This window comes from Streptomyces yunnanensis (assembly GCF_029011865.1).
Taxonomy (GTDB): Bacteria; Actinomycetota; Actinomycetes; order Streptomycetales; family Streptomycetaceae; genus Streptomyces; species Streptomyces yunnanensis.
This window is the reverse complement of record NZ_CP095749.1, coordinates 1,333,288-1,355,820: the sequence shown is the minus strand read 5'-3', so window position 1 is coordinate 1,355,820 and position 22,533 is coordinate 1,333,288. Positions and strand designations below refer to the sequence as shown.

Sequence of the window (22,533 nt, the reverse complement as noted above, 5' to 3'; positions counted from 1 at the left end):
TGTGCCTCCGAACTCTTCGCTGATGGTGCTGAGGAGGGCGCTGCGGGGCGGGGGCGGTCCGGCCGCCCCCGCCCGCGGCGGGGATCAGCCCTCGCGCGCCGCCGCGCGTACCGCGGCGCAGATCCGCGCCACGTCCTCGTCGCCGGTGATGTACGGCGGCATGGTGTAGATCAGGTCCCGGAACGGACGCAGCCACACGCCCTCCCGGACGGCGGCCCGGGTCGCGGCGGCCATGTCCACCGGGTGGTCGAGCTGGACCACGCCGATCGCGCCCAGCACGCGCACGTCGCGCACCCCCGGCACCTCCCGGGCGGGCGCCAGTCCCTCCCGGAGCCCGGCCTCGATCCGCTTGACCTCCTGCGCCCAGTCCTGGGACAGCAGCAGCTCGATGGACGCCTCGGCGACCGCGGCGGCCAGCGGATTGCCCATGAAGGTGGGGCCGTGCGCCAGCACCGGCAGTTCGCCGCGGGAGATCCCCTCGGCGACCTCCGCGGTGCACAGCGTCGCCGCGAGGGTCAGATAACCACCGGTCAGGGCCTTGCCCACGCACATCACGTCCGGCGCGACCCCGGCGTGATCGGCCGCGAAGAGCGCGCCGGTGCGGCCGAATCCGGTGGCGATCTCGTCGAACACCAACAGCACGCCGTGGGCGTCGCAGGCTTCCCGCAGCACCCGCAGATAGCCGGGGGAGTGGAACGCCATCCCGCCCGCGCCCTGCACCACCGGCTCGACGATCACCGCCGCCAACTCTTCGGCGTGCCGGCCGATCAGCTCCCGCAGGTGCGCCGCGTACCCGGCGTCCGTCGGGGCGTCGAAGCCGGCCGGCGGCGTGTCGGCGAAGACCTGCCGGGGCAGCACGCCCTGCCACAGGTCGTGCATCCCGCCGTCCGGATCGCAGACCGACATCGGCTGCCAGGTGTCGCCGTGGTAGCCGCCGCGCCAGGTCAGCAGCCGCTGCTTCTGCGGCCTGCCCACCGAGCGCCAGTACTGGAGGCACATCTTGACGGCCACCTCCACCGACACCGAACCGGAGTCGGCGAGGAAGACGTGCCGCAGCGGTTCGGGGGTGATGTCCACCAGCCGCTTGGCGAGCCGGACCGCGGGTTCGTGGGTGAGCCCGCCGAACATCACATGGCTCATCCGCGCCAACTGGCCGCGGGCCGCGTCGTTGAGCACCGGGTGGTTGTAGCCGTGCACCGCCGACCACCAGGACGACATCCCGTCCACCAGCTCGGTCCGCCCCTCGGCCGGCCGGCCGAGCCGGAGCCGGACACCGGCGGCCGACTCGACCAGCAGCGGCTCGCTCCGGCCGGGCATCGGCCCGTACGGGTGCCAGACGTGCTGCCGGTCGAGTGCCAGCAGGGTGTCGGGGGCGAGCGGCTCAGGCATTGGGAGGCAGGTCGGTGCCGGCGCCGCGGCGGCGCACCGCGACCAGATCGCGGCGGGTCTCCTCGGAGGGGGCCGGCACGGTGGCCGACTCCGCGTCCGCGTCCGTCGGGGCCGCCGCGTCCGCCGGCTCCGTGGCGTCCGCGGTGTCCCTGCGGTGGGCCGGCAGCGTGGTGGTGTCCGTGCCCTCCACCTCGAACCCGGCGTCCGCGATCATCGCCAGGTCGTCCTTGCCCGCCTGGCCCTCGCTGGTCAGGTAGTCGCCCAGGAAGATGGAGTTGACCAGATGCAGGGCGAGCGGCTGCATGCTGCGCAGATGCACCTCGCGACCGCCCGCCAGCCGGACCTCCACGTCCGGGCAGACGAACCGCACCATCGCCAGGATGCGCAGGCAGCGCTGCGGGGTGAGGTTCCACTCCTTGGCCAGCGGGGTGCCCTCGAACGGGATCAGGAAGTTGACCGGCACCGAGTCGGGGTCCAGCTCGCGCAGCGCGAAGACCACGTCGACCAGGTCGGCGTCGGTCTCGCCCATGCCGGCGATCAGCCCGGAGCAGGCAGACATCCCCGCCGCCTGGGCCTGCTGGACGGTCTCGACCCGGTCGGAGAAGTCGTGCGTGGTGCAGATGTCGCCGTAGGTGGCTTCCGAGGTGTTGAGGTTGTGGTTGTAGGCGTCCGCGCCCGCCGCGCGCAGCCGTTCCGCCTGGCCGTCGTTGAGGAGCCCCAGGCAGGCGCAGACCTCGACGCCCTCGTTCTGCTCCTTGATGGTGGCGATGGTCTCCGAGACCCGGTCCACGTCCTTGTCCGTGGGCCCCCGGCCACTGGCGACCAGGCAGACCCGCTTGGCGCCGCCGGCCACCCCGGCCGCGGCCGCCTTGGAGGCGTCGTCGGGCTTGAGCCAGGTGTACTTGAGGATCTCCGCCTTCGAGCCCAGCCGCTGGGAGCAGTACGAGCAGTCCTCCGGGCACAGGCCCGACTTGAGGTTGACCAGGTAGTTGAGCTTGACCCGCCGCCCGAACCACGTGCGGCGCACCTTGCCCGCCGCGGCCACCACGTCGAGCAGTTCGTCGTCGGACGTCGCCAGTACGGCGAGCGCCTCGTCACGGGTCGGCACCTCGCGCCGCAGTCCCTTGTCCACCAGTGTGTTCAGCAGGTCCATGGCGATGATCCTGGCGTACGCCCCGGCCCCCGGCCAAGGAGGATTCCCACAATGCCCGTCGATCGGGGTGTGTGTATCACCACACCGTCTGTGGGCGGAACGACCGCTAACGTCTATCGGCAGCCCACAATCGAGGCTCCGCAAGCCCGTTGCCCGGATCCGTTCCGCACGCCCGCGCGCCGGGCCCGGGACCGGGTTCGTCCGCCGGGCCGACAGACGAAGGACGCCGATGCTCCAGGACCCTGCCCCGCCGCTGCTGCGCGACACCCCGCACGCGCCGCCCGCCGCGGTCCCCCGGCCGGCCTCCGGCGTGGCGTTCGACTGGATCGACGCCGCCGGCGCCGCCCGCCGTCGCGCCGGCCTGGTCCGCACGCTGCGGCCCCGGCCGGCCGACTCCCCGCTGCTCGACCTGGCCGGCAACGACTACCTCGGACTGGCCCGGCACCCGGAGGTGACGCGGGGCGCGGCCGAGGCCGCCGGCCGGTGGGGCGCCGGCGCGACCGGCTCGCGACTGGTCACCGGCAGCACCGAACTGCACGCCCAACTGGAGCGCGAGCTGGCCGAGTTCTGTGGTTTCGAGGCGGCGCTGGTGCTGTCCTCGGGGTACACCGCCAACCTCGCCGCGGTCACCGCGCTCACCGCCGCCGGCACCCTGGTCGTCTCGGACGCCGGCAACCACGCCTCCCTCATCGACGGCTGCCGGCTCTCCCGGGCCCGCACCGAGGTGGTCCCGCACGCCGACCCGGCGGCCGTCCGCACCGCGCTGGCGGGGCACCCCGGCCGGGCGCTGGCCGTCACCGACTCGGTCTTCTCGGTCGACGGCGACGCCGCGCCGCTGCCCGCGCTCGCCGACGCCTGCCGGACCCGGGACGCCGCGCTGCTCGTCGACGACGCGCACGGGCTCGGCGTGTTGGGCGACGGGGGCCGCGGCGCGCTGCGGGCCGCCGGCCTGGCCGGGGACGCCGACGTGGTGGCGACCGTGACGCTCTCCAAGTCCCTCGGCTCCCAGGGCGGTGCCGTGCTCGGCCCGGCCCGGGTCGTCGAGCACCTGGTCAACACGGCCCGCTCGTTCATCTTCGACACCGGGCTGGCACCGGCCGCGGCCGGCGGCGCGCTCGCCGCCCTCCGGCTGCTGCGCCGGGAGCCGCACCGCCCCGTGCGCGTCCGGGAGGTGGCGCGGGACCTGCACGCCCGGCTCACCGCGGCGGGCCTGACGGCGGTCCGCCCGGACGCCGCGGTGATCTCCGTCCGCGCCCCCTCCCCGGAGGCGGCGGTCCGCTGGGCCGCGGACTGCCGGGCGGCCGGGCTCGCGGTCGGCTGCTTCCGCCCGCCGTCCGTGCCCGACGGGATCTCCCGGCTGCGTCTGACCGCCCGCGCGGACCTGACGGACACCCAGATCGCCACCGCGGCGCGCACCATCGTGGCCACCGCGCCGGTCGTCTGACGACGTCGCCCGGCGACGGCGGCGCCGCGCACGACGGGTCGCGGCGCGCCCCGGGGGCCTCATACACCCCAAGCGCCCTCCGCCGCAGCAGCGTTCACCGCATCGGGCGAGAGAACGGCGATAGAACTCCGTATGTCTTGGGCGATCGCCCGCCACACGGGCAGCATGGGTGGCAGTCTGGCGCAGAGCACACAACCGAGGTCGTCGGCCCCGGTCGGCAACCCGGCAGCACGCCGGCCGGAGCCGCGCCTCGGTGGGAAAGGGACGGCGTCGTCATGGCAGACCACCAGGAATCCACCCGCACTCTGCCGAGCCTCCCCGCCTCGGTGGCCGCCGCCCGCGGACATGTGCGGGACGTCCTCTCCCGATGGGGCCTGCCGCCCGGATCGGCGGCCGCCGACGATCTGCTGCTGATCGTCTCCGAACTCGCCACCAACGCCGTCCAGCACACCCGTGGCCAGTCCCCGGCCTTCACCGTCGCCCTCCGCCTCGACCGCGAGGAGCGGCTGTGCCTGGGCGTCACCGACGCCCATCCCCGCCCGCCGCGCCGGCTGCCCGCCGCGGTGCAGCAGGACAACGGCCGCGGCCTGGTCATCATCCGTTCGCTGGCCGCCGAGCGCGGCGGCCGGCTCTGGGTCGAGCCCGTGGCGTCCGGCGGCAAGACGGTCTGGGTGACGGTGCCGTGGCCCACCGCGGCACCCTGCCGGGTCGACGCCACCTGACCGCCGCTCGCGACCCTTCCGCGTCCCCGCGCGGCGGCCCGGAGACGCCGCCGTACGGTCGGGACGGTGCCGCCGGCCGCCGCCAAGTCGCCCGGCCCCGTGTCAAGTGACGGGGCATCGGCGCGGCGGCCGGTCAGGGCACCCGCCCGTACCAGACCGAGCGGCTCCAGATCCGTTCCAGCCGCACCACCGTGCCGGCCTTGGGCGCGTGCCAGATCCGGTCGTCGCCCGCGTAGATGCCGACGTGGTAGACCCCGCTGCCGGAGTGGAAGAAGACCAGGTCGCCGCCCTTGCGGGAGGAGCGCGACACATGCTCGGTGTGCCGGTACTGAGCGGCTGCGGTGCGGGGCAGGGTCCGTCCGGCCCGCCGGTAGGAGTAGCGCGTCAGCCCCGAGCAGTCGAAGCTGTCCGGCCCCTGTGCCCCCCACTTGTAGGGGGAGCCCTCCTTGGAGGCGGCGATCTGCAGGGCCTTGGCGGAAACGGAGGCTAATGACGGCTCCGCGGCCATGCCGGGGGCCGGTGCGGGGCCGCCCAGGGTGATCAGGGTCAGAGCGGAGACGGTGCCGGCACGCGCCAGCAGATGCGGCATCTGCACGCGCATGGTCATGCGCAACCCTTCGTCAGCCGGTGATCCGGACGACGGCGGGATCAGCTGCCCGTCCGGACCGCCCCGTCGCTGTGGCGGGGGCTTGTCGTCGAAGGGATCGTCACGCACCACCCACCCGATTTCCGAGCCGAAAATGCCCTATGTGATATTGGTCACGTCTGGCCTGAATGGGTGGATTTGCATATCGCAGGCCGGTGACGGCCGCGGAGCCGGGGCCGTCACCAGCGTCGAAACCCAAGGGATGCGGGAAATTCCGGCGACCTGCGCAATTCCTCGCCCCCTTACAACAGCCGTGCACGCTAAGCCGTCTGTGCACTTTCGAGCCGTACGTGTCCCGGACACGCGGGGCGTGACCCCCGTACGCGCCCCGCGCCAGGGCCCGTACGGCTCCCGAGGGCCCCGGCGGGGCGGGTCAGGCGCCGTCCTGCGGCGGCACGGTCACCCGCCGCGCCCGGCGCTCCCCGTCCAGCACCCGCAGCGCCCGGCCCAGGGCCTCGGTGTGCAGCTCGCTCTCCCCCCGGTCGTGCATCAGGGCCAGTGCGTCCCGCAGCTCGGCGGACTTGGCGACCAGGGCCTGGGCCGCACGCAGACTGCCGTAGGTGCTGGTGCCGCGGGCCGGGTTGATCCGGCCCAGCAGATCCAGGGCCTCCAGATAGCGGTCGATCACCTGCCCCTCGGCCCGGGTCAGGGCGGGCAGCGGCGGCAGTTGTGGTGGCCACATCGCGGTCACCGCCCGACGAGCTGCGGCGCGGACCGCTTGCGACTGCGGGTCAACCCGTCGACCAGGCCGTACTCGTGGGCGGTCGGCGCGTCGAAGAAGGTCTCCCGCTCCAGGTCCGCGGCGATCCGCTCCCGGGGCTGTCCGGTGTGCTCGGCCAGCATCCGCTCCAGCTTGTCGCGGGTGCGCAGCAGTTCCTCGGCCCGGATCCGGAGGTCGTCGGTCTGGCCCTGGACCGGTTCGTCGAGCGACGGCTGATGGATCGCCACCCGCGCGTGCGGCAGCGCCAGTCGCTTCCCCGGGGTGCCGGCGGCCAGCAGCACCGCCGCCGTCGTGGCCGCCTGGCCCAGGCAGACGGTCTCTACGTCGCACGAGACGTAGCGCATCGTGTCGTAGATCGCGCACATCGCGGTGAACGAGCCGCCGGGGGAGTTGATGTAGAGCGAGATGTCCTGGTCCGGCGCGGCGTGCTCGAGGTGGACGAACTGGGCCATCACGTCGTTGGCGGAGGCGTCGTCGATGGGGGTCCCCAAGAAGATGATCCGCTCGCTGAGCAGCTTGGAGTACGGGTCCAGCGTCCGGGTCCCGTAGCTGGTGCGCTCGGTGAACTCGGGCAGGACATAGCGAGCCGTCGGCCGCAGCATGACTGCTCCCTTCATCTGTAAAAAATGTACAGGACGTACGTCCAGTTAGAATGGGAGCATGGCCTACGAAATTCCGGTGACGCAAGCCCGGGCCGAACTCGCGGATCTGATCAACCGCGTCGTCTATGGCGGCGAGCGGGTGGTCGTGACCCGCCACGGGAGGCCCCTCGTCGCGCTGGTATCCGCCGCTGACCTGGAACGACTCGAAGAACTGGGGCGGCAGGAGGCGGACGCCGAAGGGGTGGAAGTGATCAGCACGGTCTCGTCCGTGCGGTCCCTGCCGTCCGCTCCGGGCGAACGGCGGCGCTTCGGCATCGCGGCGGAACACCGCGACCCGGCCGCCGGGGATCGGCGACCGGGTCGGGAGAGGTGACCGCGGGGACGGAGGACGGCCGCGCGCAGGGGCGGCCGTCACTGCCGTCGCGGCGTCAGGAGCTGAGCTGCCAGACGGCGTTGGCGATGGCGTCGGTGTGGTTGTGCAGCGCGGTGTCGTCGATGTTCTTGGACGTGTCGCAGGAGCGGTGGTAGCAGGCGTCGAACGCCTTGCCCGCGGTGCCGCCCCACGCCTTCGCCTGGGCGTCGGTCTTGATGTAGTCGGCGCCGGAGAAGAGCCCGCCGACCGGGATGCCGGCGTGCTGGAAGGGGGCGTGGTCGGAGCGGCCGTCGCCCTCGGTGTCCCGCTCGGTGGCGATGTTCTTCGTGGTGAACCAGTCCTTGAAGAGCTTCTCCAGTTTGGCGTCGTAGCCGTAGACGAAGTAGCCCGGGTTCGGCGAGCCGATCATGTCGAAGTTGAGGTACGCGGAGATCTTCGAGGTGTTGGCGCCGAGGGCGTCGACGTAGTGCTGGGAGCCGACCATGCCGTCCTCCTCGTCGCCCCACCAGGCGAACCGCAGGTGCTTGGTGGGCTTGAGGTGCTCCCGGGAGACGGCGAGGGCGACCTCCAGGATGCCGGCCGAGCCGGAGCCGTTGTCGTTGATGCCCGGGCCCGCCTCGACCGAGTCCAGGTGCGAGCCGGCCATCACCGTGGAGTCCTCGGCGCCGCCGGGCCAGTCCGCGATCAGGTTGGAGCCCTTGGCGCCGCCGCTGTTGAACTCCTGGACCGTGGTGGTGAAGCCGGCCGCGTCCAGCTTCCCCTTGATGTAGTCGATCGACGCCTGGAAGCCGGCCTGCCCGTGGGCGCGGTTGCCCCCGTTGGCGTCGGCTATGGACTGGAGCTGGTCCAGATGTGCCTTGATGCCGGCCACCGGGATGTCCGGCGCGGCCTGGACGTGGGGGGAGGTGGCCTGGGCGACCGCCGCGGTGCCCAGGAGGGCGGCGACGGCGGTGCAGGTGCCGGCGGCGAGCGCCGCGCGGCGGATACGGGAAGAGCGAATCACGGGGGGCTCCGATGCTGTTGTGGGGGTTGGTGCGCAGCGGAATTCTTGACAAGAGCATGAGGATTACGACCGCGTTTGAAACCTGTCAAGACCGGATAGTGAACGCGCGGGTTCGTGAATCGGAATGGGTGCCGGTTTTGTGGAGATACTTCCGGATGGTTACGTGCACTTCCGCCGGATTTCCGTATTCCGGAAGGGGGTTGGGGATGTGGAATGTGCCACCCCGGCTCCGTGCTCCCCTCGGTCTCCGGCCTGGAAGTCGCCGCCGTGAAGCAGGTCGCCGGTCGGTGGCGCGCAGGGATTTCCGGCGTGTTACGCCAGGCGTGACGCAGGTCGTGTAAGGCGACGTCCGCTGTAACGCCGTCGAAATCTCGCCTAACTAGGCTTCCACCATGAGGAAGTTGATGGTCAACTACTGAAAGTCGGTTTGCTCCGCCTTTAAACATTGTGTGGTACATCTAACTGCGCAGGTGTGCTCACGCCTGTGGCCTGGGTAAATGCGCCCGGGTGAAAACCTGTGAGGTGGAACGTATGCAACTGACCCCGCATGAGCAGGAACGGTTGTTGATTCATGTGGCGGCAGACGTGGCGGAAAAGCGGCGGTCCCGGGGTGTGAAGCTCAACCACCCGGAAGCCATCGCCCTGTTGACGGTGCACATCCTCGAAGGGGCGCGGGACGGCCGCACCGTCGCCGAGCTCATGTCCTCCGGGCGCAAGGTACTCACGCGCGACGACGTCATGGAAGGCGTCCCGGAGATGATCCACGACGTCCAGGTCGAGGCCACCTTCCCCGACGGCACCAAGCTCGTCACCGTTCACGAACCCATCAACTGACCGCGGGAGAGCAGAAAATGATCCCGGGACAGATCCTCTACGCCGACGAGCCGGTGCGCCTCAACGATGGCCTCCCCCTCACGCGCATGACCGTCCTCAACTCCGCCGACCGCCCTGTGCAGGTCGGCTCCCACTACCACTTCGCCGAGGCCAACCCCGGCCTCGACTTCGACCGCGCGGCCGCGCACGGCAAGCGGCTGAACGTCGCGGCCGGCTCCGCCGTGCGCTTCGAGCCCGGCATCCCCACCGAGGTCGAGCTGGTCCCCATCGGGGGCAAGCGGATCGTCGCGGGGCTGCGCGGACAGACCGGAGGACCGCTCGACGCGGGCGACGGGCGGGAGGCCGCCGGGCCACAGCCGTGGAACGACCTGCACCGCGGCCGAGCGGGCGGAGACGGGGACGCCCCCGGACGGATTCTCGGGGAGAACGGAGTCGAAGGTGCCTGAACTGACCCGCCAGGAATACGCCGACCTGTTCGGCCCGACGGCCGGCGACCGGATCCGGCTCGCCGACACCGACCTGGTCATCGAGATCTCCGAGGACCGCTCCGGCGGCCCCGGCCGGGCCGGCGACGAGGCGGTCTTCGGCGGCGGCAAGGTGATCCGCGAGTCGATGGGCCAGTCCCGCGTCACCCGCGCCGAGGGCGCGCCGGACACCGTGATCACCGGTGCCGTGGTGCTCGACCACTGGGGCATCGTCAAGACCGACGTCGGCATCCGCGACGGCCGGATCGTCGCGCTGGGCAAGGCCGGCAACCCCGACACCATGGACGGCGTCCACCCCGACCTGGTGATCGGCCCGGAGACCGAGGTCATCGCCGGCAACGGCAAGATCCTCACCGCCGGCGGCATCGACACCCACGTCCACTTCATCTGCCCCCAGCAGGCGGACGAGGCGCTGGCCGCGGGCATCACCACCATGATCGGCGGCGGCACCGGCCCCGCCGAGGGCAGCAAGGCCACCACCATCACCCCTGGTGCCTGGCACATCGCCCGGCTCTTCGAGTCGATGGACAACCTGCCGGTCAACGTCGGCCTGCTCGGCAAGGGCAACACCATGTCCCTGCCGTCGATGCGCGACCAGCTGCGCGCCGGCATCCTCGGCTTCAAGATCCACGAGGACTGGGGCGCCACCCCCGCCGTCCTCGACGCCTGCCTGACGGTGTGCGAGGAGAGCGGCGCCCAGCTCGCGATCCACACCGACACCCTCAACGAGGCCGGATTCCTCGGCGACACCATCGCCGCCATCGCCGGCCGCTCCATCCACGCGTTCCACGTCGAGGGCGCCGGCGGCGGCCACGCCCCCGACATGATCGCGATGGTCTCCGAGCCCAACGTGCTGCCCGCGTCCACCAACCCCACGCGGCCGCACACCGTCAACACCGTCGAGGAACACCTCGACATGCTGATGGTCTGTCACCACCTCAATCCCGCGGTCCCGGAGGACCTGGCCTTCGCCGAGTCCCGGATCCGGCCCTCCACCATCGCCGCCGAGGACATCCTGCACGACCTCGGCGCCATCTCCATCATGTCCTCCGACGCCCAGGCCATGGGCCGGATCGGCGAGGTCGTGATGCGGACCTGGCAGACCGCGCACGTCATGAAGCGTCGCCGGGGCGCGCTGCCCGGCGACGGCCACGCGGACAACCACCGCGCCCGGCGCTACGTCGCGAAGTACACCATCAACGCGGCCATCGCCCAGGGCATCGACCACCTCGTCGGCTCGGTCGAGAGCGGCAAGCTCGCCGACCTCGTCCTGTGGGACCCGGCGTTCTTCGGCGTCAAGCCGCAGCTGGTCATCAAGGGCGGCCAGATCGCCTACGCGCAGATGGGGGACGCCAACGCGTCCATCCCCACCCCGCAACCGGTGCTGCCCCGCCCGATGTTCGGCGCCTTCGGCAAGGCCCCGGGTAGCAACTCGGTCAACTTCGTCTCCCAGCAGGCCCTGGAGGACAACCTCCCCGAGCGCCTCCTGCTGGCGAAGTCCTTCGAGGCCATCCGCTCCACCCGCGGTGTCAAGAAGGCCGACATGCGCAACAACGACGCCCTGCCGCGCGTCCATGTCGACCCCGACACCTTCACGGTGACCATCGACGGCGAGGTGGTCGAACCCGCCCCGGCCGCCGAACTCCCCATGGCCCAGCGGTACTTCCTCTTCTGACGTACCGTCCATGCCGTCACCGAACGATCCGGAGCACCAACGATGAGCCGCTCTGCGCTGCTCGTCCTCGCCGACGGCCGGTTCCCCGCCGGAGGGCACGCCCACTCGGGCGGCGCCGAACCGGCCGTCGCCGCGGGGCACATCAAGGACGCCGCCACCCTGGAGACCTTCTGCCGGGGGCGGCTGCACACCGCGGGGCTGGTCGCGGCGGGTCTGGCCGCCGCGGCCGCGGCCGGACACGACCCGCTGGCACTGGACGAGGCCGCGGACGCCCGCACCCCGGTGCCGGCGCTGCGCCAGGTCGCCCGCCGGCTCGGCCGCCAGATGATGCGGGCCGCCCGCGCCACCTGGCCGAGTGCCGAGCTCGACGCGCTGGCCTTGGCCCGCCCGCGCGGTGCCCACCAGCCCGTCGTTCTCGGCCTGGCCGCCCGGTCCGCCGGGCTGACCCCGCTGGACGCCGCGTACGCCGTCGCCTACGAGAACATCAGCGGACCGGCCACCGCGGTGGTCCGGCTGCTGAGCCTGGACCCGTTCGACGCCACCGCCGTCCTCGCCCGCCTCACCGACGACCTCGAACAGGTCGCGGAGCAGGCCACCGAAGCCGCGCACCGCGCCGCCACCGAAGGTCTCGGTGCGCTGCCCGCCGCCTCCGCGCCGCTGCTCGACATCGCCGCGGAAGCGCACGCCGCCTGGCCGGTACGGCTCTTCGCGTCCTGACCTTCCGCCCGCCCACCGCGCCGCGCACCCCGCGGCCGTACGAACCACCGGAGTCACCATGCACCTCGATCATCAGGACGGTTTTCCCGAGCGGCATACCTACAGTGCGGCTGCTCCCGTGCGTGGCGACGGGACGCGGCGTGCGTTGCGGATCGGGTTGGGCGGTCCGGTCGGTACGGGCAAGACCGCGACCGTGGCGGCGTTGTGCCGGGTGTTGCGTGAGGAGTTCTCGATCGCCGTCGTCACCAATGACATCTACACGCGGGAGGATGCCGAGTTCCTGCGGCGTGAGGCGGTGTTGCCGACGGAGCGGATCGTGGCGGTGGAGACCGGGGCCTGCCCGCACACCGCGATCCGTGACGACATCTCCGCCAACCTGGAGGCGGTGGAGGATCTGGAGGAGAGTGTGGGTCCGTTGGACCTGGTGTTGGTGGAGTCCGGTGGTGACAACCTGACCGCGACGTTCTCCAAGGGTCTGGTCGATGCGCAGATCTTCGTGATCGACACCGCCGGTGGTGACGACATCCCGCGCAAGGGTGGGCCGGGTGTGACCACGGCCGACCTGTTGGTCGTCAACAAGACCGATCTGGCCCCGTATGTGGGGGTGGATCTCGACGGCATGGCCCGTGACGCCAAGGCGCAGCGCGGCGAACTGCCGGTCGCCTTCACGGCCCTGAAGCAGCCCGACGGTGTCAAGCCGGTCGCCGACTGGGTCCGGGCACAGCTGGCGCACTGGACCACGGCCACCGCATGACCCGCACCCTTCCCCGTCCCGCCGCACCGCAGGCCCCCGCCGTCCCGGCGGCCGGCCTGCGGGCCACCGCCCGCGTCGTCGCCCGGGCGGACCATGGGGGTACGAGCCGGCTGCCGGTGCTGGAGGGCGGTGGCCCGTTCGCGCTGCGCCGCGTCCAGTCGCACGCCGACCAGGCCCGGGTCTGCCTGGTCGGCGCCATGAGCGCGCCCCTCGGCGGCGACCGGCTGCGCATCGAGGCCACCGCCGAGGCCGGCGCCTCCCTGCGGATCACCGCGGCAGCGGCGACCGTCGCCCTGCCCGGCCGCACCGGCGAGCTCGCCACCTACGACGTCCACCTGACGGTGGGCGACGGCGCCCGCCTGGAATGGCTGCCGGAGCCGCTGATCTCCGCCGAGGGCAGCGACCTGCGGATGACCACCACGATCGACCTCGCCCCGACCGCCCGACTGGTGTTCCGCGAGGAGCAGATCCTGGGCCGCAGCGGAGAGCACACCGGCGCGCTGCGCAGTCGCCTGACGATCCGTCAGGCCGGCCGGGTGCTCCTCGACCAGGAGACCGCCTATGGGCCCGGCGCCCCCGGCTGGGACACCTCCGCGGTCCTCGGCGGCCACCGTGCCGTCGGTCAATTCCTGTCCGCCGGACCGGAGTTCATCGACAAGCCGGCCGAGGTCCGGCTGCTCGGCGGGGCGGCCGGCGATGGCGCGGCCCAGGGCGTCCTGGCCCCGCTCGCCGGGCCCGCCGCGCTGGCCACCGTGGTCGCCCCGGACGGCCTGTCGCTGCGGCGGCTGCTGGACCAGGCCGCGGCCGGCTGAGGAGGCTCACACCTCCAGATCGGCCTCCAGGCGGGCGAGGCGGTGGCGCGCCAGCGCGAGGTTGGCGCGCTTGCGGTCCAGCACCAGGTACAGGAAGAGACCGTTGCCGTTCTTGCCCGTCACCGGCCGGATGATGTGGTACTGCGAGGTCAGGGTGATCAGTATGTCCTCGATGGAGCCCTGGAGTTCCAGCATTTCCATCGTGCGCAGCTTGGCGCGCACCACATCGGTGTTCCCGGCCGCCGCCACGTTGAGGTCGAAGGTCTGCGGATCGCCCAGGGTGGCCAGCGCCATTCCGCTGGTGTAGTCGACCAGGGCGACGCCTATCGCGCCTTCGATCGTCGACATCGCTTCGCCGAGCGCGGTTTCCATCTGCGTCATGAGGGGTCGGGCCTTTCCGTTCGGTGGTTTCGCTGGATTGTCGTCGGGTGGAATGTGGTCTTCGGTCGACGGCCGCGAGCGGGGTGCGCAAACGGCACTCAGCGACAGTCAGACGGCAACGAGCCGTCGGCGGCCGTCGGTTCGACGGTCGGGAGGGTCAATCGGCGAGCGCCGTAGGCTGGTTGGCGGGGCTGCCCGGCGGCGCATCGAGCAGGGTCGCGATCCGCGCGGCGGTCCGCCGGGCCTGCAGATGGAGCCGGCCGACGTTGGTTTCCGGGCCCGCCACGGCCGTGAGCACCGCGCGGTTGCCGGCCGCGTAGGCCGCGATGTAGCCGCGACTGCCCCGGGTGAGGGACTCCTCGAAGCCGCCCTGCCCGGTGGCGTCGGTCAGGCGTTTGGCGACGCCGATCGCGGCCGCGGTGAGCGCGGCCAGGCCGTCGGGCTCGATGTCCGGCAGATCATGGGCGATCACCATGCCGTCCGCACTCGCCACCATTCCGCCGTGCAGATGCCGTATGTGATCGCGCAGTGCGCGCAATTCGTCCCGGATCCCGGAGGCGATCGCCTCGGTCTCGCTCGTCATCGGTCTTCTGACGCTCCTTCTCCTGGCACGCATTCCGAACACGTGCCTCATGGCCGGGATTCACAGGGGTTCACAGGTTTTCCTCCAGTGCGGTACGCAGACGGACGAGGAGGGCGACGTCCGGATCGGTGGTTTCCAGGGCGCCCGGGTCCGGCAGGTGCCACACCCGTGCGTCCGCCGCGGTGTCCCGTGCGCGCCGCTGGTGCGGAACGGCCCCGGGGCGCCGCCGCGGCAGCGCCGCCGGCGGGGGCAGCCGCACCCGTCCGGCCGCGGCCAGCCGCCGCACCTCCAACAGGGTCAGGAACGCCGAGTGGCCGAGCGCATGGGCGAGTTCACCGGGGGTGCGCTCGCCGTCGGCATGCGCGAGCAGCCACCGCTGCCGGCCGGTCAGCGGCGGGCGGTCCGGGTGCCCGGGGTGCTCCGGGGGGATCGGGACGACCGGTGCGCCGTCGGCCGCCGCCCACGCGTCCAACCGGTCGAGCTGCGCCTGCCGGCGGGCCACCGCCGCCAGCAGCGCGGCGGCCTCGACCGGGCGGATCACGCCCAGCCAGTGCGCGTCCCCCCGCGCGAAGGAGGTGGCGCCGGCCTCCTGCGCCAGGACGAAGCAGGCCGCGTCCAGCAGCGCCGACAGCTGGCAGACCTCCAGTTCGCCGCGGGTCAACCAGCCTTGTTGGAGGAGGAATTGACCGCCGCGGTGGTGCGCTCCGGCCGCGCTCTCCGCGTGCCGCCAGCATTCCGGGGGCAGGCGGCCGGCGGTGGCGAGCCGGGCCCCGACGCCGGGGGCCGTCGGGCACTCGACGCAGTAGACCGCGCCCCGGTGGAGGTAGACGCAACCGGCCGGGCCGCGCAGGGCGCCGGTGGCGCGCTCGGCGGCGTACCGGTCGAGCGGGCCGGGCCGGCGGTCGTCACCGGCGCCGCGGCCCGAACGGGAGGGGGACGTCCAGTTCATGACGGGGCGTCAGTCCGTCACCAGCTCCGCGGCCAGTTCGCGCAGCCTCAGTCGGGCGATGGCGAGGTTGGCCCGGGTCCGGTCCAGCCACAGGTGGAGGCAGGTCTGGCTGTCGAAGGCGGTGGGCACCAGGCGGATCAGGTGGTAGCTGTTCCCCGCCGTGATGATCAGGTCCTCCAGCGGTTCCGCGTCCCCGCCCGCGGTGTCGAACGTGGCGTTCCGGGTCACCGCCTGGACCACTTCGGCGGTGTCCGCGGCGGCCGCGTCATGATCGCCGTGCGGGGCCCGCCCGGCGGTCCCCAGGGTCAGACCGCTGGTCCAGTCGGTCAGTCCGGCCCCGAGGACTCCGGGTATCCCCATCGCACGGGCCAACACCTGGTCGATTCCGGGCACCTGACGTCTCCCTCCGGCGAGCACGTTGCACCACGCAGCACACGGGCACAACACGGAGGCTCTCCCACGTGGCGGTGTGTGGGAGAGCCTGCACGGAAGGTTACTGAAGGCGGCGCCGCCCGCACCGGCATATGCAGAACGGCGGGGCCAATTGACCTGTTCTCGTCTCTCCTCGGCCCGTTGTCGGCGCTCTGTTGACCCGCGGCCCGCCGACCGCCGCCGGCGCCCGTCCCGCCCGCTCCCCGACGGCCGGCGTGCGCCCGCCGACCAGCACCGGACCGCCGACGGCGCACGCCGGGTGCGGCACCGGCGCCAGGCGCGTCCGGCCGCCGGCGCGCCCGCTGCGCAACCCCCCGTTTCCTACGGGTTGGTAAAGAAATTGTGGCCAAATCTGTTCAAGTGTGGTCCGTACACGACAGGATCACCCTGTAGCTCTGCGATCACCGCCACCACAAGTGGCGCTCCAAGCTGGGGGATCAACCACGTGAGACGAACAGTAGCGCTCGGCGCCGCCGGCACCTTGGTGACCGGTGCGCTCCTCGCCGGCGCGATAGCCACGCCCGCCACCGCCGGCGAGCGGCGGACGGGTGGCACGGCCGAGGCACGCGGCGTCGCGCTGGCCGCCGCCCGTGCCGCCAAGGCAGGCATTGCATGGCAGGACTGTCCCGCCGACTGGGGGCTGAAGGCCCCGATCCAGTGCGGCTTTGTCACCGTCCCGCTCGACTACGCCAAGCCCGACGGCCGGACCATCAAGATCGCCGTCGACCGGGCCGTCGCCACCGGCGGCCCGCAGCAGCGCCAGGGTGCGCTCGTCTACAACCCCGGCGGGCCCGGCGGTTCGGGCATGCGCTTCCCGAGCCGCGTCACCACCAAGAACCCGCTGTGGGCCAAGACCGCCCAGGCGTACGACTTCGTGGGCTTCGACCCGCGGGGCGTGGGCCACTCCGCGCCGATCTCCTGCCAGGACCCGCAGGAGTTCACCAAGGCGCCCAAGGCCGACCCGGTGCCGGGCGGCGAGGCCGACAAGCTCGCCCAGCGCAAGCTCGCCCACGCGTACGCCCAGGGCTGCCTGGAGCGCACAGGCCGCGCGATGCTGTCGCAGATGACCACGGCGAACACCGCGCGCGACCTGGACGTGGTCCGCGCCGCGCTCGGTGAGAAGAAGCTCAACTACCTCGGCGTCTCCTACGGCACCTACCTGGGCGCCGTCTACGCCTCGCTCTTCCCGGACCACGTCCGCCGGATGCTCGTCGACAGCGTGGTCAACCCCTCGCGCGAGAAGATCTGGTACCAGGCCAACCTCGACCAGGACATCGCCTTCGAGACCCGTTGGGGCGACTGGAAGAAGTGGGTCGCCAAGAACGACGCCACGTACCACATCGGCGACACCCCGCAGAAGGTCCAGGCCGCCTGGGAGAAGCTGCGCGCCACCGCCAAGAAGAACCCCATCGGCGGCGTGGTCGGCCCGGCCGAGCTCACCGGCTTCTTCCAGAACGCCCCGTACTACGACGACTCGTGGGCCCAGGTCGCCGGGGTCTGGAGCGCGTACGCGGCCGGCAACGCCAAGCCGCTGATCGACGCGGCCGGTTCGCACCCCGACGACAAGGCCGGCAACATCAAGGCCGAGAACAGCAACGCCGTCTACACCGCCGTCGAGTGCACCGACGTCAAGTGGCCCACCAACTGGCGCACGTGGGACCGTGACAACACCCGCGTCAACCGGCAGGCACCGTTCATGACCTGGTCCAACGCCTGGATGAACCTGCCCTGCGCCAGCTGGCCGGTCAAGCAGCAGAGCCCGGTCGAGGTCAAGACCGGCAAGGGCCTGCCGCCGGTGCTGATCGTGCAGAGCACCCGTGACGCGGCGACCCCGTACGACGGCGCCGTCGAGCTGCACAAGCGGCTCGCGGGCTCCCGCCTGATCACCGAGCGGGACGCCGGTTCGCACGGCGTGACCGGCCTGGTCAACCCGTGCATCAACAGCCGGGTCGACGCGTACTTCCTGAAGGGCACCACGGACCCCAAGGACGTCACCTGCGCGCCGCACGCCACGCCCGTCCCGGAGAAGCCGACCGCCAAGGCCGCCGGCTGATCCACCACCGGGGGCGGTCGGGAGAGGGAGTTCCCGGCCGCCCCCGGCCTCTTTCCCGGCTGCCCGCTCAGCCCGCGATCGGCTCGACCCGCGGCTCCGCGATCGCCCTGTAGTCCTCGGTCGCGAGCGCCAGCGAGCGGTCCAGTCGCGCCGCGTTGAAGTAGATCTCCGGCTGCGCCAGCAGCGCCGGGTCGACGATCAGGGTCAGCTCCTCGTCGAAGGAGAACGGCAGGATCGTCCCCGAGACGCTCCGGGCCAGCCGCTCGGCGACCTCCGTGTTGGCGAACCCCGCGTACGAGCCGCCCAGCAGCGCCTTCACCGCGCCCAGATCCACCCGCCGGTCGCCCGGCACCACCGCCAGCACATACCGCTTGGTCTTCTTGTCCAGCTTCACCATCACCACGATGCACTTCGCGGCCTGCTCGACGGCGTTCCCGCGCAGCGCGCTGACGGCCTCCGTGGCCCCCTCCGCGGGGTGCTCGTAGATCCGGTAGCGCGCCCCGCGCTCGTCCAGCAGACCGATCAGCTTGCGGTAGGTCTCGTACTCGGTCTCGTGTTCACTCACCGTTTGTGTCCGCACTCTCTCTTTTCGCACCGCACCACGCGGAACCTCGCCGTCAGGCCGGGAACACCGCGCGAACCCCGCCCTGTTGGGGGGAGTCCGTCCGACGCTCCGGCACTGCGACGACGATACGTCCGAACCACCCCGCGAAGCGGCCGTCGGCCGACAGGAGACCCCCGAACGCCCGTGCCGACGCGGCCGGTTCGTTGCGAACACCCCGCATCCCCAGGCACCGAGCACCAGTTGACGGTGCCCTCCCGCCGCCGCGGGCCCGGCGGCTCAGCTGTCGGCGCCGTGCCCCCGCCGCCCGCGCCTCGGCCTGCGCCGCGGCTTTGGCCTCCGTGGCGTACAGGTCCACGTACTCCTGACCGGAGAGCGTGAGGATGGCGTACATGATCTCGTCGGTGACGGCCCGCAGCGCGGTCCGCTTGTCCAGCAGACCCGCGTAGCGCGAGAAGTCCAGCGGCGGTCCGAAGCGGACCGTGACCCGCATCGCGCGGGGCAGCCGCCGCCCGGTCGGCTGCGCCTCGAACGTCCCGATCATCGCGCACGGCACCACCGGCACCCCCGCCTTCAGGGCCAGCGCGGCCACCCCGGTGCGCCCCTTGTACAACCGCCCGTCGTGCGAGCGGGTGCCCTCCGGATAGATCCCCAGCAGCCGCCCCTTGCGCAGCACCGCCAGCCCCGAGGAGAGCGCCGCCTCGGACGCCCGGCCCCCGGAGCGGTCCACCGGGATCTGCCCGACCCCGCGGAAGAACGCCGCGGTCAGCCGCCCCTTGAGACCGGCCCCGGTGAAGTATTCGGCCTTCGCCAGGAACGTCACCCGGCGCGGCACGATCGCCGGCATCACGAAGTGGTCCGCGAACGACAGGTGGTTGCCCGCGATGATCGCCGGGCCCTCCTCGGGCACCTGCGCCAGCCCCTCCACCCGCGGCCGGAACAGCAGCCGCAACAGCGGCCCCAGCAGCACGTACTTCAGCACCTGATACAGCACCGCGGCCCCCTACCCCGTCCCCCGGACCGCCGGCGCGGCCGGATCGTGCCAGGTCACAGGGGGACGACCAGGGCCGTCAGTGTAGGCGCGGAAGCCGTCGGCCGTAACCGTGCCGGCCCGTCACCGCACCATCGGGCCCCGCGGACCTACAGGGCCGTCCGGGCGACCGCACGGCGTGGTCCCTTGTGCGCCGGGGCGCGGGGGAGTGGCCTGGGGGCCGTCGGGCGCCGTCCGCCGTCCAGGCGCCCGGCCCCGCCGGGCCACCGCCCCGAGCGTTCCAGGAGAACCCGATGCCCGTGAGGATGCCCGTGAGCCGCCGACGCCGAACCTCCCGCGCCGTCCTGGCGGCGGGCGTGACCGTGGCGCTGTGCACCGCTTTCGGTGTGGCATCGGCCCGTGCCACCGACCGGGACGTCTCCGACGGCCTGTTCCTGACCGTGTCCGGCGCCGGCGACACCTGGATCCACGGCGTACGGCTCTTCTGCCCGGACACCCGCGGCACCCATCCGCACGGCGCCGCCGCCTGCGCCGAGCTGGCCTCGGCCCACGGCGACCTCAACGCGCTGCGGGGCGACCCGCACATCTGCACCCGGGAGTACGACCCGGTCACCGTCGCCGCCTCCGGCCACTGGCGCGGCAGGACCGTCACCTGGCACCGGCAGTTCCCCAACGCCTGCACGATGGACGCCGCCACCGGCCCGGTCTTCCGCTTCTGACCCCGCCCCGGCCGCCGCACCGCCGCAGGACGACGGGCCCCGGCCGCGCGGCTCAGGTCCCCCGCGCCGTCACCACCCCGACGGTCACCAGCGCCAGCACCACCCACAGGAACCACACCCAGCCGTTGCCGCCCAACGCCACGGTGTAGGCGGACGCCGCCACCAGCCCGCACACCGTGCAGACGGCCATCGCTCTGGCAGATCCGGGCATACCCGCAACCTCCTCACGCGGCGGCCCGGGGACACGACGCCACGGGCCGCGGCCAGGGATCCATCGTCCCCGGCCACGGCCCGTGCCGCCAGATGACCGACCGCGCCACGGTGGCCGTTTCCGGCCGTCCGCGTCTCGCGCGGGTCCCGCGCTCACCGCCCCCGGGCGTTGAGCGAGGCCAGATAGGCGTTGTAGTCCGCCAGGTCCTTGTCGCCGTTCCGCTCCGCGGCCCGGTCCGCGCGCGCCGACTGGCGCTCCTCGGACTTGTACCACTGGTAGACCAGCGCGATCAGCACCACCACCGACGGGATCTCGCTGAACGCCCAGGCGATCCCGCCGGCCGCCTGCTGGTCGCCCAGCGCCTCGATGCCCAGCGTGGCCGGCGGGTGCAGGAAGGTGTCCACCATCGGCTCGGACGCCATCATCAGCGCGATGCCGAAGAACGCGTGGAACGGCATCCCGGCGAACAGCTCCAGCATCCGCATCACGTACCCCGGACGGTGCGGGCCCGGGTCCACGCCCATGATCGGCCAGAAGAAGACCAGACCCACCGCCAGGAAGTGCACCATCATCGCGATGTGCCCGGTCCGGGACTGCATCAGGAAGTCGAACAGCGGGGTGAAGTACAGCGCGTAGAGGCTCGCGATGAACAGCGGGATGGTGAACGCCGGGTGCGTGATGATCCGCATGTAGCGGCTGTGCAGCAGCGCCACCAGCAGCTCGCGCGGCCCCTTGCGGCCGCGCCCGGCGGTCGGCAGGGCGCGCAGCGCCAGCGTCACCGGCGCCCCGAGCAGCAGCAGGATCGGCGACAGCATGCTGATGATCATGTGCTGGACCATGTGGACGCTGAACATCGCCATGCCGTAGTCGTTCAGCTTGGTGCACATCGTCACCGCCACCGTCAGCACGCCCAGCACCCAGGCGACGAGCCGGCCCATCGGCCATGCGTCCCCGCGCCGTCGCAGTCGGACCACCGCCCAGACGTACAGCGCCAGCCCCAGCAGACAGCCGACGAGGAAGAACGCGTCACCGCCGAACGCGAGGCCCCGCCCCAGCGTGAACGGCGGCAGATCCATGTTCATGCCGTCCATGCCGTGCCCGCTGTGATGCATCCGCTCGCTCCTGATTCGTACCAATGCTCCGGCGACAAGCGTAGAGGCGCCCCCGGCCGGCGGAGCGGCCGGGGGCGCCTCTACGGACGCGCGTCCCCGAGGGGGACTACGGACGGGTCACAGCACGCACTCGGCCTCGTCGTAGCGCTCGGCGGGCACCGTCTTGAGGCTGGCGACCGCCTCGGCGAGCGGCACCAGCGTGATGTCCGTGCCGCGCAGCGCGGTCATCATCCCGAACTCCCCGCGGTGCGCGGCCTCCACCGCGTGCCAGCCGAACCGGGTGGCCAGCACCCGGTCGTACGCGGTCGGCGTACCGCCGCGCTGGACGTGGCCGAGGATGACCGGCCGGGCCTCCTTGCCGAGCCGCCGCTCCAGCTCCACCGACAGCTGCCGGGCGACCCCGGCGAACCGCTCGTGCCCGTACACGTCGGTGTCGCCGACGTCGAAGGCCATGGAGTCCGCGCGCGGCTTGGCGCCCTCCGCGACCACCACGATCGCGAACTTCTTGCCGGCCTCGAACCGCTGCGCGACCCGCGCGGTCAGCTCCTCGATGTCGAACGGCCGCTCCGGCACCACGATCGCGTGCGCGCCGGCCGCCATCCCCGAGTGCAGCGCGATCCAGCCGGTGTGCCGCCCCATCACCTCGACGATCATCACCCGCTGGTGCGACTCGGCGGTGGTCTTGAGCCGGTCCAGCGCCTCGGTCGCCACCCCCACCGCGGTGTCGAAGCCGAACGTCACGTCGGTGACGGCGATGTCGTTGTCGATGGTCTTGGGCACGCCGACGATCGGCAGCCCGGCGTCCGACAGCAGCCGGGCCGCCTTCAGCGTGCCCTCGCCGCCGATCGGGATGATCGCGTCCAGCCCCAGCTCGGCGACGTGGCCGCGGGCCCGCTCGACCCCGTCCCGCAGGTGGGCGGGCTGCACCCGCGACGACCCGAGGATGGTCCCGCCGCGCGCCAGGATGCCGCCGACGGCGTCCAGGTCGAGCTTGCGGTAATCGCACTCCAGCAGGCCCTTCCAGCCGTCCTTGAAGCCGATCACCTCATCGCCGTGGTCGGCGGTGGCTCGGTGGACGACGGACCGGATGACGGCGTTCAGACCGGGGCAGTCGCCCCCGGAGGTGAGGACACCAATACGCATTGCTCGTAGCAACCTCTGCAACTCAACCGGACGCCCGGACCCCGTCGTCCGGTTGGATTCCGCCCAG

Annotated in this window: 24 protein-coding genes and 2 pseudogenes; 11 read left to right on the top strand and 15 right to left on the bottom strand. The window is 72.4% G+C overall.

The annotated features are described in order from the left end of the window. Nucleotides 1-84 precede the first annotated feature (84 nt). Both MOV08_RS05815 and bioB read right to left on the bottom strand, forming a co-directional pair. Nucleotides 85-1,389, bottom strand: a complete 1,305-nt coding sequence (locus MOV08_RS05815) for an adenosylmethionine--8-amino-7-oxononanoate transaminase (RefSeq protein WP_275306590.1) — start codon at nucleotides 1,387-1,389, stop codon at nucleotides 85-87. Next, on the bottom strand, nucleotides 1,382-2,542 hold the full coding sequence (gene bioB / locus MOV08_RS05810; protein WP_275306589.1) for a biotin synthase BioB: 1,161 nt from the start codon (nucleotides 2,540-2,542) through the stop codon (nucleotides 1,382-1,384). The genes MOV08_RS05815 and bioB overlap by 8 nt, the downstream gene beginning before the upstream one ends. Nucleotides 2,543-2,852: 310 nt before the next feature. Here bioB and MOV08_RS05805 point away from each other — a divergent pair, with 310 nt between their 5' ends. Together MOV08_RS05805 and MOV08_RS05800 are read left to right on the top strand one after the other, a co-directional pair. Further along, complete coding sequence (locus MOV08_RS05805; RefSeq protein ID WP_275311705.1) at nucleotides 2,853-3,986, top strand: 8-amino-7-oxononanoate synthase; 1,134 nt, start codon at nucleotides 2,853-2,855, stop codon at nucleotides 3,984-3,986. Nucleotides 3,987-4,261: 275 nt separating this feature from the next. Further along, the gene (locus MOV08_RS05800; protein WP_039629952.1) at nucleotides 4,262-4,708 is read left to right on the top strand and encodes an ATP-binding protein; all 447 of its coding nucleotides are present in this window, start codon (nucleotides 4,262-4,264) and stop codon (nucleotides 4,706-4,708) included. 133 nt (nucleotides 4,709-4,841) lie between these two features. On the opposite strand, the gene MOV08_RS05795 is transcribed toward MOV08_RS05800, so the two are convergent. The 3 genes from MOV08_RS05795 to MOV08_RS05785 all read right to left on the bottom strand — a co-directional run bounded on the left by MOV08_RS05795 (nucleotide 4,842) and on the right by MOV08_RS05785 (nucleotide 6,677). Beyond that, nucleotides 4,842-5,315: a C40 family peptidase gene (locus tag MOV08_RS05795; RefSeq protein WP_039629950.1), complete on the bottom strand. Its 474-nt coding sequence runs from the start codon at nucleotides 5,313-5,315 to the stop codon at nucleotides 4,842-4,844. Nucleotides 5,316-5,727: 412 nt separating this feature from the next. After that, on the bottom strand, nucleotides 5,728-6,036 hold the full coding sequence (locus MOV08_RS05790) for a hypothetical protein (protein WP_039629948.1): 309 nt from the start codon (nucleotides 6,034-6,036) through the stop codon (nucleotides 5,728-5,730). A 5-nt stretch (nucleotides 6,037-6,041) separates the two neighbouring features. Next, nucleotides 6,042-6,677, bottom strand: coding sequence for an ATP-dependent Clp protease proteolytic subunit (locus tag MOV08_RS05785; protein WP_275311704.1), 636 nt, complete (start codon nucleotides 6,675-6,677; stop codon nucleotides 6,042-6,044). 58 nt (nucleotides 6,678-6,735) lie between these two features. On the opposite strand from MOV08_RS05785, the gene MOV08_RS05780 reads away from it, so the two are divergent. Beyond that, a complete protein-coding gene (locus tag MOV08_RS05780) occupies nucleotides 6,736-7,050 on the top strand; it encodes a type II toxin-antitoxin system Phd/YefM family antitoxin (RefSeq protein ID WP_102925207.1) in 315 nt (104 codons plus the stop codon). A 55-nt stretch (nucleotides 7,051-7,105) separates the two neighbouring features. On the opposite strand, the gene MOV08_RS05775 is transcribed toward MOV08_RS05780, so the two are convergent. Further along, the gene (locus MOV08_RS05775; protein ID WP_275306588.1) at nucleotides 7,106-8,053 is read right to left on the bottom strand and encodes a M28 family metallopeptidase; all 948 of its coding nucleotides are present in this window, start codon (nucleotides 8,051-8,053) and stop codon (nucleotides 7,106-7,108) included. A 531-nt stretch (nucleotides 8,054-8,584) separates the two neighbouring features. Between MOV08_RS05775 and MOV08_RS05770 the strand changes: the two genes are divergently transcribed. The 6 genes and pseudogenes from MOV08_RS05770 (at nucleotide 8,585) to MOV08_RS05745 (ending at nucleotide 13,330) form a co-directional block, all read left to right on the top strand. Further along, the gene (locus tag MOV08_RS05770; protein ID WP_039629940.1) at nucleotides 8,585-8,887 is read left to right on the top strand and encodes an urease subunit gamma; all 303 of its coding nucleotides are present in this window, start codon (nucleotides 8,585-8,587) and stop codon (nucleotides 8,885-8,887) included. Between the two features lie 17 nt (nucleotides 8,888-8,904). Next, nucleotides 8,905-9,210 (top strand): annotated as a pseudogene (locus MOV08_RS05765) (urease subunit beta); the annotation flags it as partial. Between the two features lie 115 nt (nucleotides 9,211-9,325). Beyond that, the gene (locus tag MOV08_RS05760; RefSeq protein ID WP_039629938.1) at nucleotides 9,326-11,047 is read left to right on the top strand and encodes an urease subunit alpha; all 1,722 of its coding nucleotides are present in this window, start codon (nucleotides 9,326-9,328) and stop codon (nucleotides 11,045-11,047) included. A gap of 42 nt (nucleotides 11,048-11,089) precedes the next feature. After that, nucleotides 11,090-11,764, top strand: coding sequence for an urease accessory protein UreF (locus MOV08_RS05755; RefSeq protein ID WP_275306587.1), 675 nt, complete (start codon nucleotides 11,090-11,092; stop codon nucleotides 11,762-11,764). A 58-nt stretch (nucleotides 11,765-11,822) separates the two neighbouring features. After that, nucleotides 11,823-12,518 carry an urease accessory protein UreG gene (gene ureG / locus MOV08_RS05750; RefSeq protein ID WP_275306586.1) on the top strand — a complete coding sequence of 232 codons (696 nt, stop codon included), beginning with the start codon at nucleotides 11,823-11,825 and terminating at the stop codon, nucleotides 12,516-12,518. After that, the gene (locus MOV08_RS05745; RefSeq protein ID WP_039629935.1) at nucleotides 12,515-13,330 is read left to right on the top strand and encodes an urease accessory protein UreD; all 816 of its coding nucleotides are present in this window, start codon (nucleotides 12,515-12,517) and stop codon (nucleotides 13,328-13,330) included. The genes ureG and MOV08_RS05745 overlap by 4 nt, the downstream gene beginning before the upstream one ends. 6 nt (nucleotides 13,331-13,336) lie before the next feature. Here MOV08_RS05745 and MOV08_RS05740 read toward each other — a convergent pair whose 3' ends face one another. The 4 genes from MOV08_RS05740 to MOV08_RS05725 all read right to left on the bottom strand — a co-directional run bounded on the left by MOV08_RS05740 (nucleotide 13,337) and on the right by MOV08_RS05725 (nucleotide 15,636). Then, complete coding sequence (locus tag MOV08_RS05740) at nucleotides 13,337-13,711, bottom strand: roadblock/LC7 domain-containing protein (protein WP_039629933.1); 375 nt, start codon at nucleotides 13,709-13,711, stop codon at nucleotides 13,337-13,339. A gap of 157 nt (nucleotides 13,712-13,868) precedes the next feature. Then, a complete protein-coding gene (locus MOV08_RS05735) occupies nucleotides 13,869-14,294 on the bottom strand; it encodes a roadblock/LC7 domain-containing protein (protein ID WP_275306585.1) in 426 nt (141 codons plus the stop codon). A gap of 70 nt (nucleotides 14,295-14,364) precedes the next feature. After that, the gene (locus MOV08_RS05730) at nucleotides 14,365-15,243 is read right to left on the bottom strand and encodes a hypothetical protein (protein WP_275306584.1); all 879 of its coding nucleotides are present in this window, start codon (nucleotides 15,241-15,243) and stop codon (nucleotides 14,365-14,367) included. 9 nt (nucleotides 15,244-15,252) lie between these two features. Beyond that, entirely contained in the window at nucleotides 15,253-15,636 is a 384-nt protein-coding gene (locus MOV08_RS05725; protein ID WP_039629930.1) for a hypothetical protein, read from the bottom strand. Between the two features lie 484 nt (nucleotides 15,637-16,120). Here MOV08_RS05725 and MOV08_RS05720 point away from each other — a divergent pair, with 484 nt between their 5' ends. Continuing rightward, the gene (locus MOV08_RS05720; protein WP_275306583.1) at nucleotides 16,121-17,728 is read left to right on the top strand and encodes an alpha/beta hydrolase; all 1,608 of its coding nucleotides are present in this window, start codon (nucleotides 16,121-16,123) and stop codon (nucleotides 17,726-17,728) included. Nucleotides 17,729-17,795: 67 nt separating this feature from the next. On the opposite strand, the gene MOV08_RS05715 is transcribed toward MOV08_RS05720, so the two are convergent. Both MOV08_RS05715 and MOV08_RS05710 read right to left on the bottom strand, forming a co-directional pair. Beyond that, complete coding sequence (locus MOV08_RS05715) at nucleotides 17,796-18,293, bottom strand: YbaK/EbsC family protein (protein WP_039629926.1); 498 nt, start codon at nucleotides 18,291-18,293, stop codon at nucleotides 17,796-17,798. A 286-nt stretch (nucleotides 18,294-18,579) separates the two neighbouring features. Next, a pseudogene (locus MOV08_RS05710) lies at nucleotides 18,580-19,284 on the bottom strand (lysophospholipid acyltransferase family protein); the annotation flags it as partial. A gap of 302 nt (nucleotides 19,285-19,586) precedes the next feature. Between MOV08_RS05710 and MOV08_RS05705 the strand changes: the two are divergent. Beyond that, nucleotides 19,587-20,000 (top strand): SSI family serine proteinase inhibitor, encoded by a 414-nt coding sequence (locus tag MOV08_RS05705; RefSeq protein WP_275311703.1) that lies wholly within the window; start codon nucleotides 19,587-19,589, stop codon nucleotides 19,998-20,000. Nucleotides 20,001-20,052: 52 nt separating this feature from the next. Here the strand turns inward: MOV08_RS05705 and MOV08_RS05700 are convergent, their stop codons facing one another. The 3 genes from MOV08_RS05700 to MOV08_RS05690 all read right to left on the bottom strand — a co-directional run bounded on the left by MOV08_RS05700 (nucleotide 20,053) and on the right by MOV08_RS05690 (nucleotide 22,466). Further along, nucleotides 20,053-20,211, bottom strand: coding sequence for a hypothetical protein (locus tag MOV08_RS05700; RefSeq protein WP_039629920.1), 159 nt, complete (start codon nucleotides 20,209-20,211; stop codon nucleotides 20,053-20,055). A gap of 152 nt (nucleotides 20,212-20,363) precedes the next feature. Then, the gene (locus tag MOV08_RS05695) at nucleotides 20,364-21,323 is read right to left on the bottom strand and encodes a cytochrome c oxidase assembly protein (RefSeq protein WP_039629917.1); all 960 of its coding nucleotides are present in this window, start codon (nucleotides 21,321-21,323) and stop codon (nucleotides 20,364-20,366) included. 117 nt (nucleotides 21,324-21,440) lie between these two features. Next, nucleotides 21,441-22,466, bottom strand: coding sequence for a 6-phosphofructokinase (locus tag MOV08_RS05690; protein ID WP_275306582.1), 1,026 nt, complete (start codon nucleotides 22,464-22,466; stop codon nucleotides 21,441-21,443). Between the last annotated feature and the right edge of the window lie 67 nt (nucleotides 22,467-22,533).

Excerpts from the sequence above, each read along its gene's own strand:
- MOV08_RS05815 (WP_275306590.1), bottom strand. The coding sequence starts at position 1,389 with ATGCCTGAGCCGCTCGCCCCCGACACCCTGCTGGCACTCGACCGGCAG.
- bioB (WP_275306589.1), bottom strand. The coding sequence starts at position 2,542 with ATGGACCTGCTGAACACACTGGTGGACAAGGGACTGCGGCGCGAGGTG.
- MOV08_RS05800 (WP_039629952.1), top strand. The coding sequence starts at position 4,262 with ATGGCAGACCACCAGGAATCCACCCGCACTCTGCCGAGCCTCCCCGCC.
- MOV08_RS05795 (WP_039629950.1), bottom strand. The coding sequence starts at position 5,315 with ATGACCATGCGCGTGCAGATGCCGCATCTGCTGGCGCGTGCCGGCACC.
- MOV08_RS05790 (WP_039629948.1), bottom strand. The coding sequence starts at position 6,036 with ATGTGGCCACCACAACTGCCGCCGCTGCCCGCCCTGACCCGGGCCGAG.
- MOV08_RS05785 (WP_275311704.1), bottom strand. The coding sequence starts at position 6,677 with ATGCTGCGGCCGACGGCTCGCTATGTCCTGCCCGAGTTCACCGAGCGC.
- MOV08_RS05780 (WP_102925207.1), top strand. The coding sequence starts at position 6,736 with ATGGCCTACGAAATTCCGGTGACGCAAGCCCGGGCCGAACTCGCGGAT.
- MOV08_RS05770 (WP_039629940.1), top strand. The coding sequence starts at position 8,585 with ATGCAACTGACCCCGCATGAGCAGGAACGGTTGTTGATTCATGTGGCG.
- MOV08_RS05755 (WP_275306587.1), top strand. The coding sequence starts at position 11,090 with ATGAGCCGCTCTGCGCTGCTCGTCCTCGCCGACGGCCGGTTCCCCGCC.
- ureG (WP_275306586.1), top strand. The coding sequence starts at position 11,823 with ATGCACCTCGATCATCAGGACGGTTTTCCCGAGCGGCATACCTACAGT.
- MOV08_RS05745 (WP_039629935.1), top strand. The coding sequence starts at position 12,515 with ATGACCCGCACCCTTCCCCGTCCCGCCGCACCGCAGGCCCCCGCCGTC.
- MOV08_RS05740 (WP_039629933.1), bottom strand. The coding sequence starts at position 13,711 with ATGACGCAGATGGAAACCGCGCTCGGCGAAGCGATGTCGACGATCGAA.
- MOV08_RS05735 (WP_275306585.1), bottom strand. The coding sequence starts at position 14,294 with ATGACGAGCGAGACCGAGGCGATCGCCTCCGGGATCCGGGACGAATTG.
- MOV08_RS05730 (WP_275306584.1), bottom strand. The coding sequence starts at position 15,243 with ATGAACTGGACGTCCCCCTCCCGTTCGGGCCGCGGCGCCGGTGACGAC.
- MOV08_RS05705 (WP_275311703.1), top strand. The coding sequence starts at position 19,587 with ATGCCCGTGAGCCGCCGACGCCGAACCTCCCGCGCCGTCCTGGCGGCG.
- MOV08_RS05700 (WP_039629920.1), bottom strand. The coding sequence starts at position 20,211 with ATGCCCGGATCTGCCAGAGCGATGGCCGTCTGCACGGTGTGCGGGCTG.
- MOV08_RS05695 (WP_039629917.1), bottom strand. The coding sequence starts at position 21,323 with ATGCATCACAGCGGGCACGGCATGGACGGCATGAACATGGATCTGCCG.
- MOV08_RS05690 (WP_275306582.1), bottom strand. The coding sequence starts at position 22,466 with ATGCGTATTGGTGTCCTCACCTCCGGGGGCGACTGCCCCGGTCTGAAC.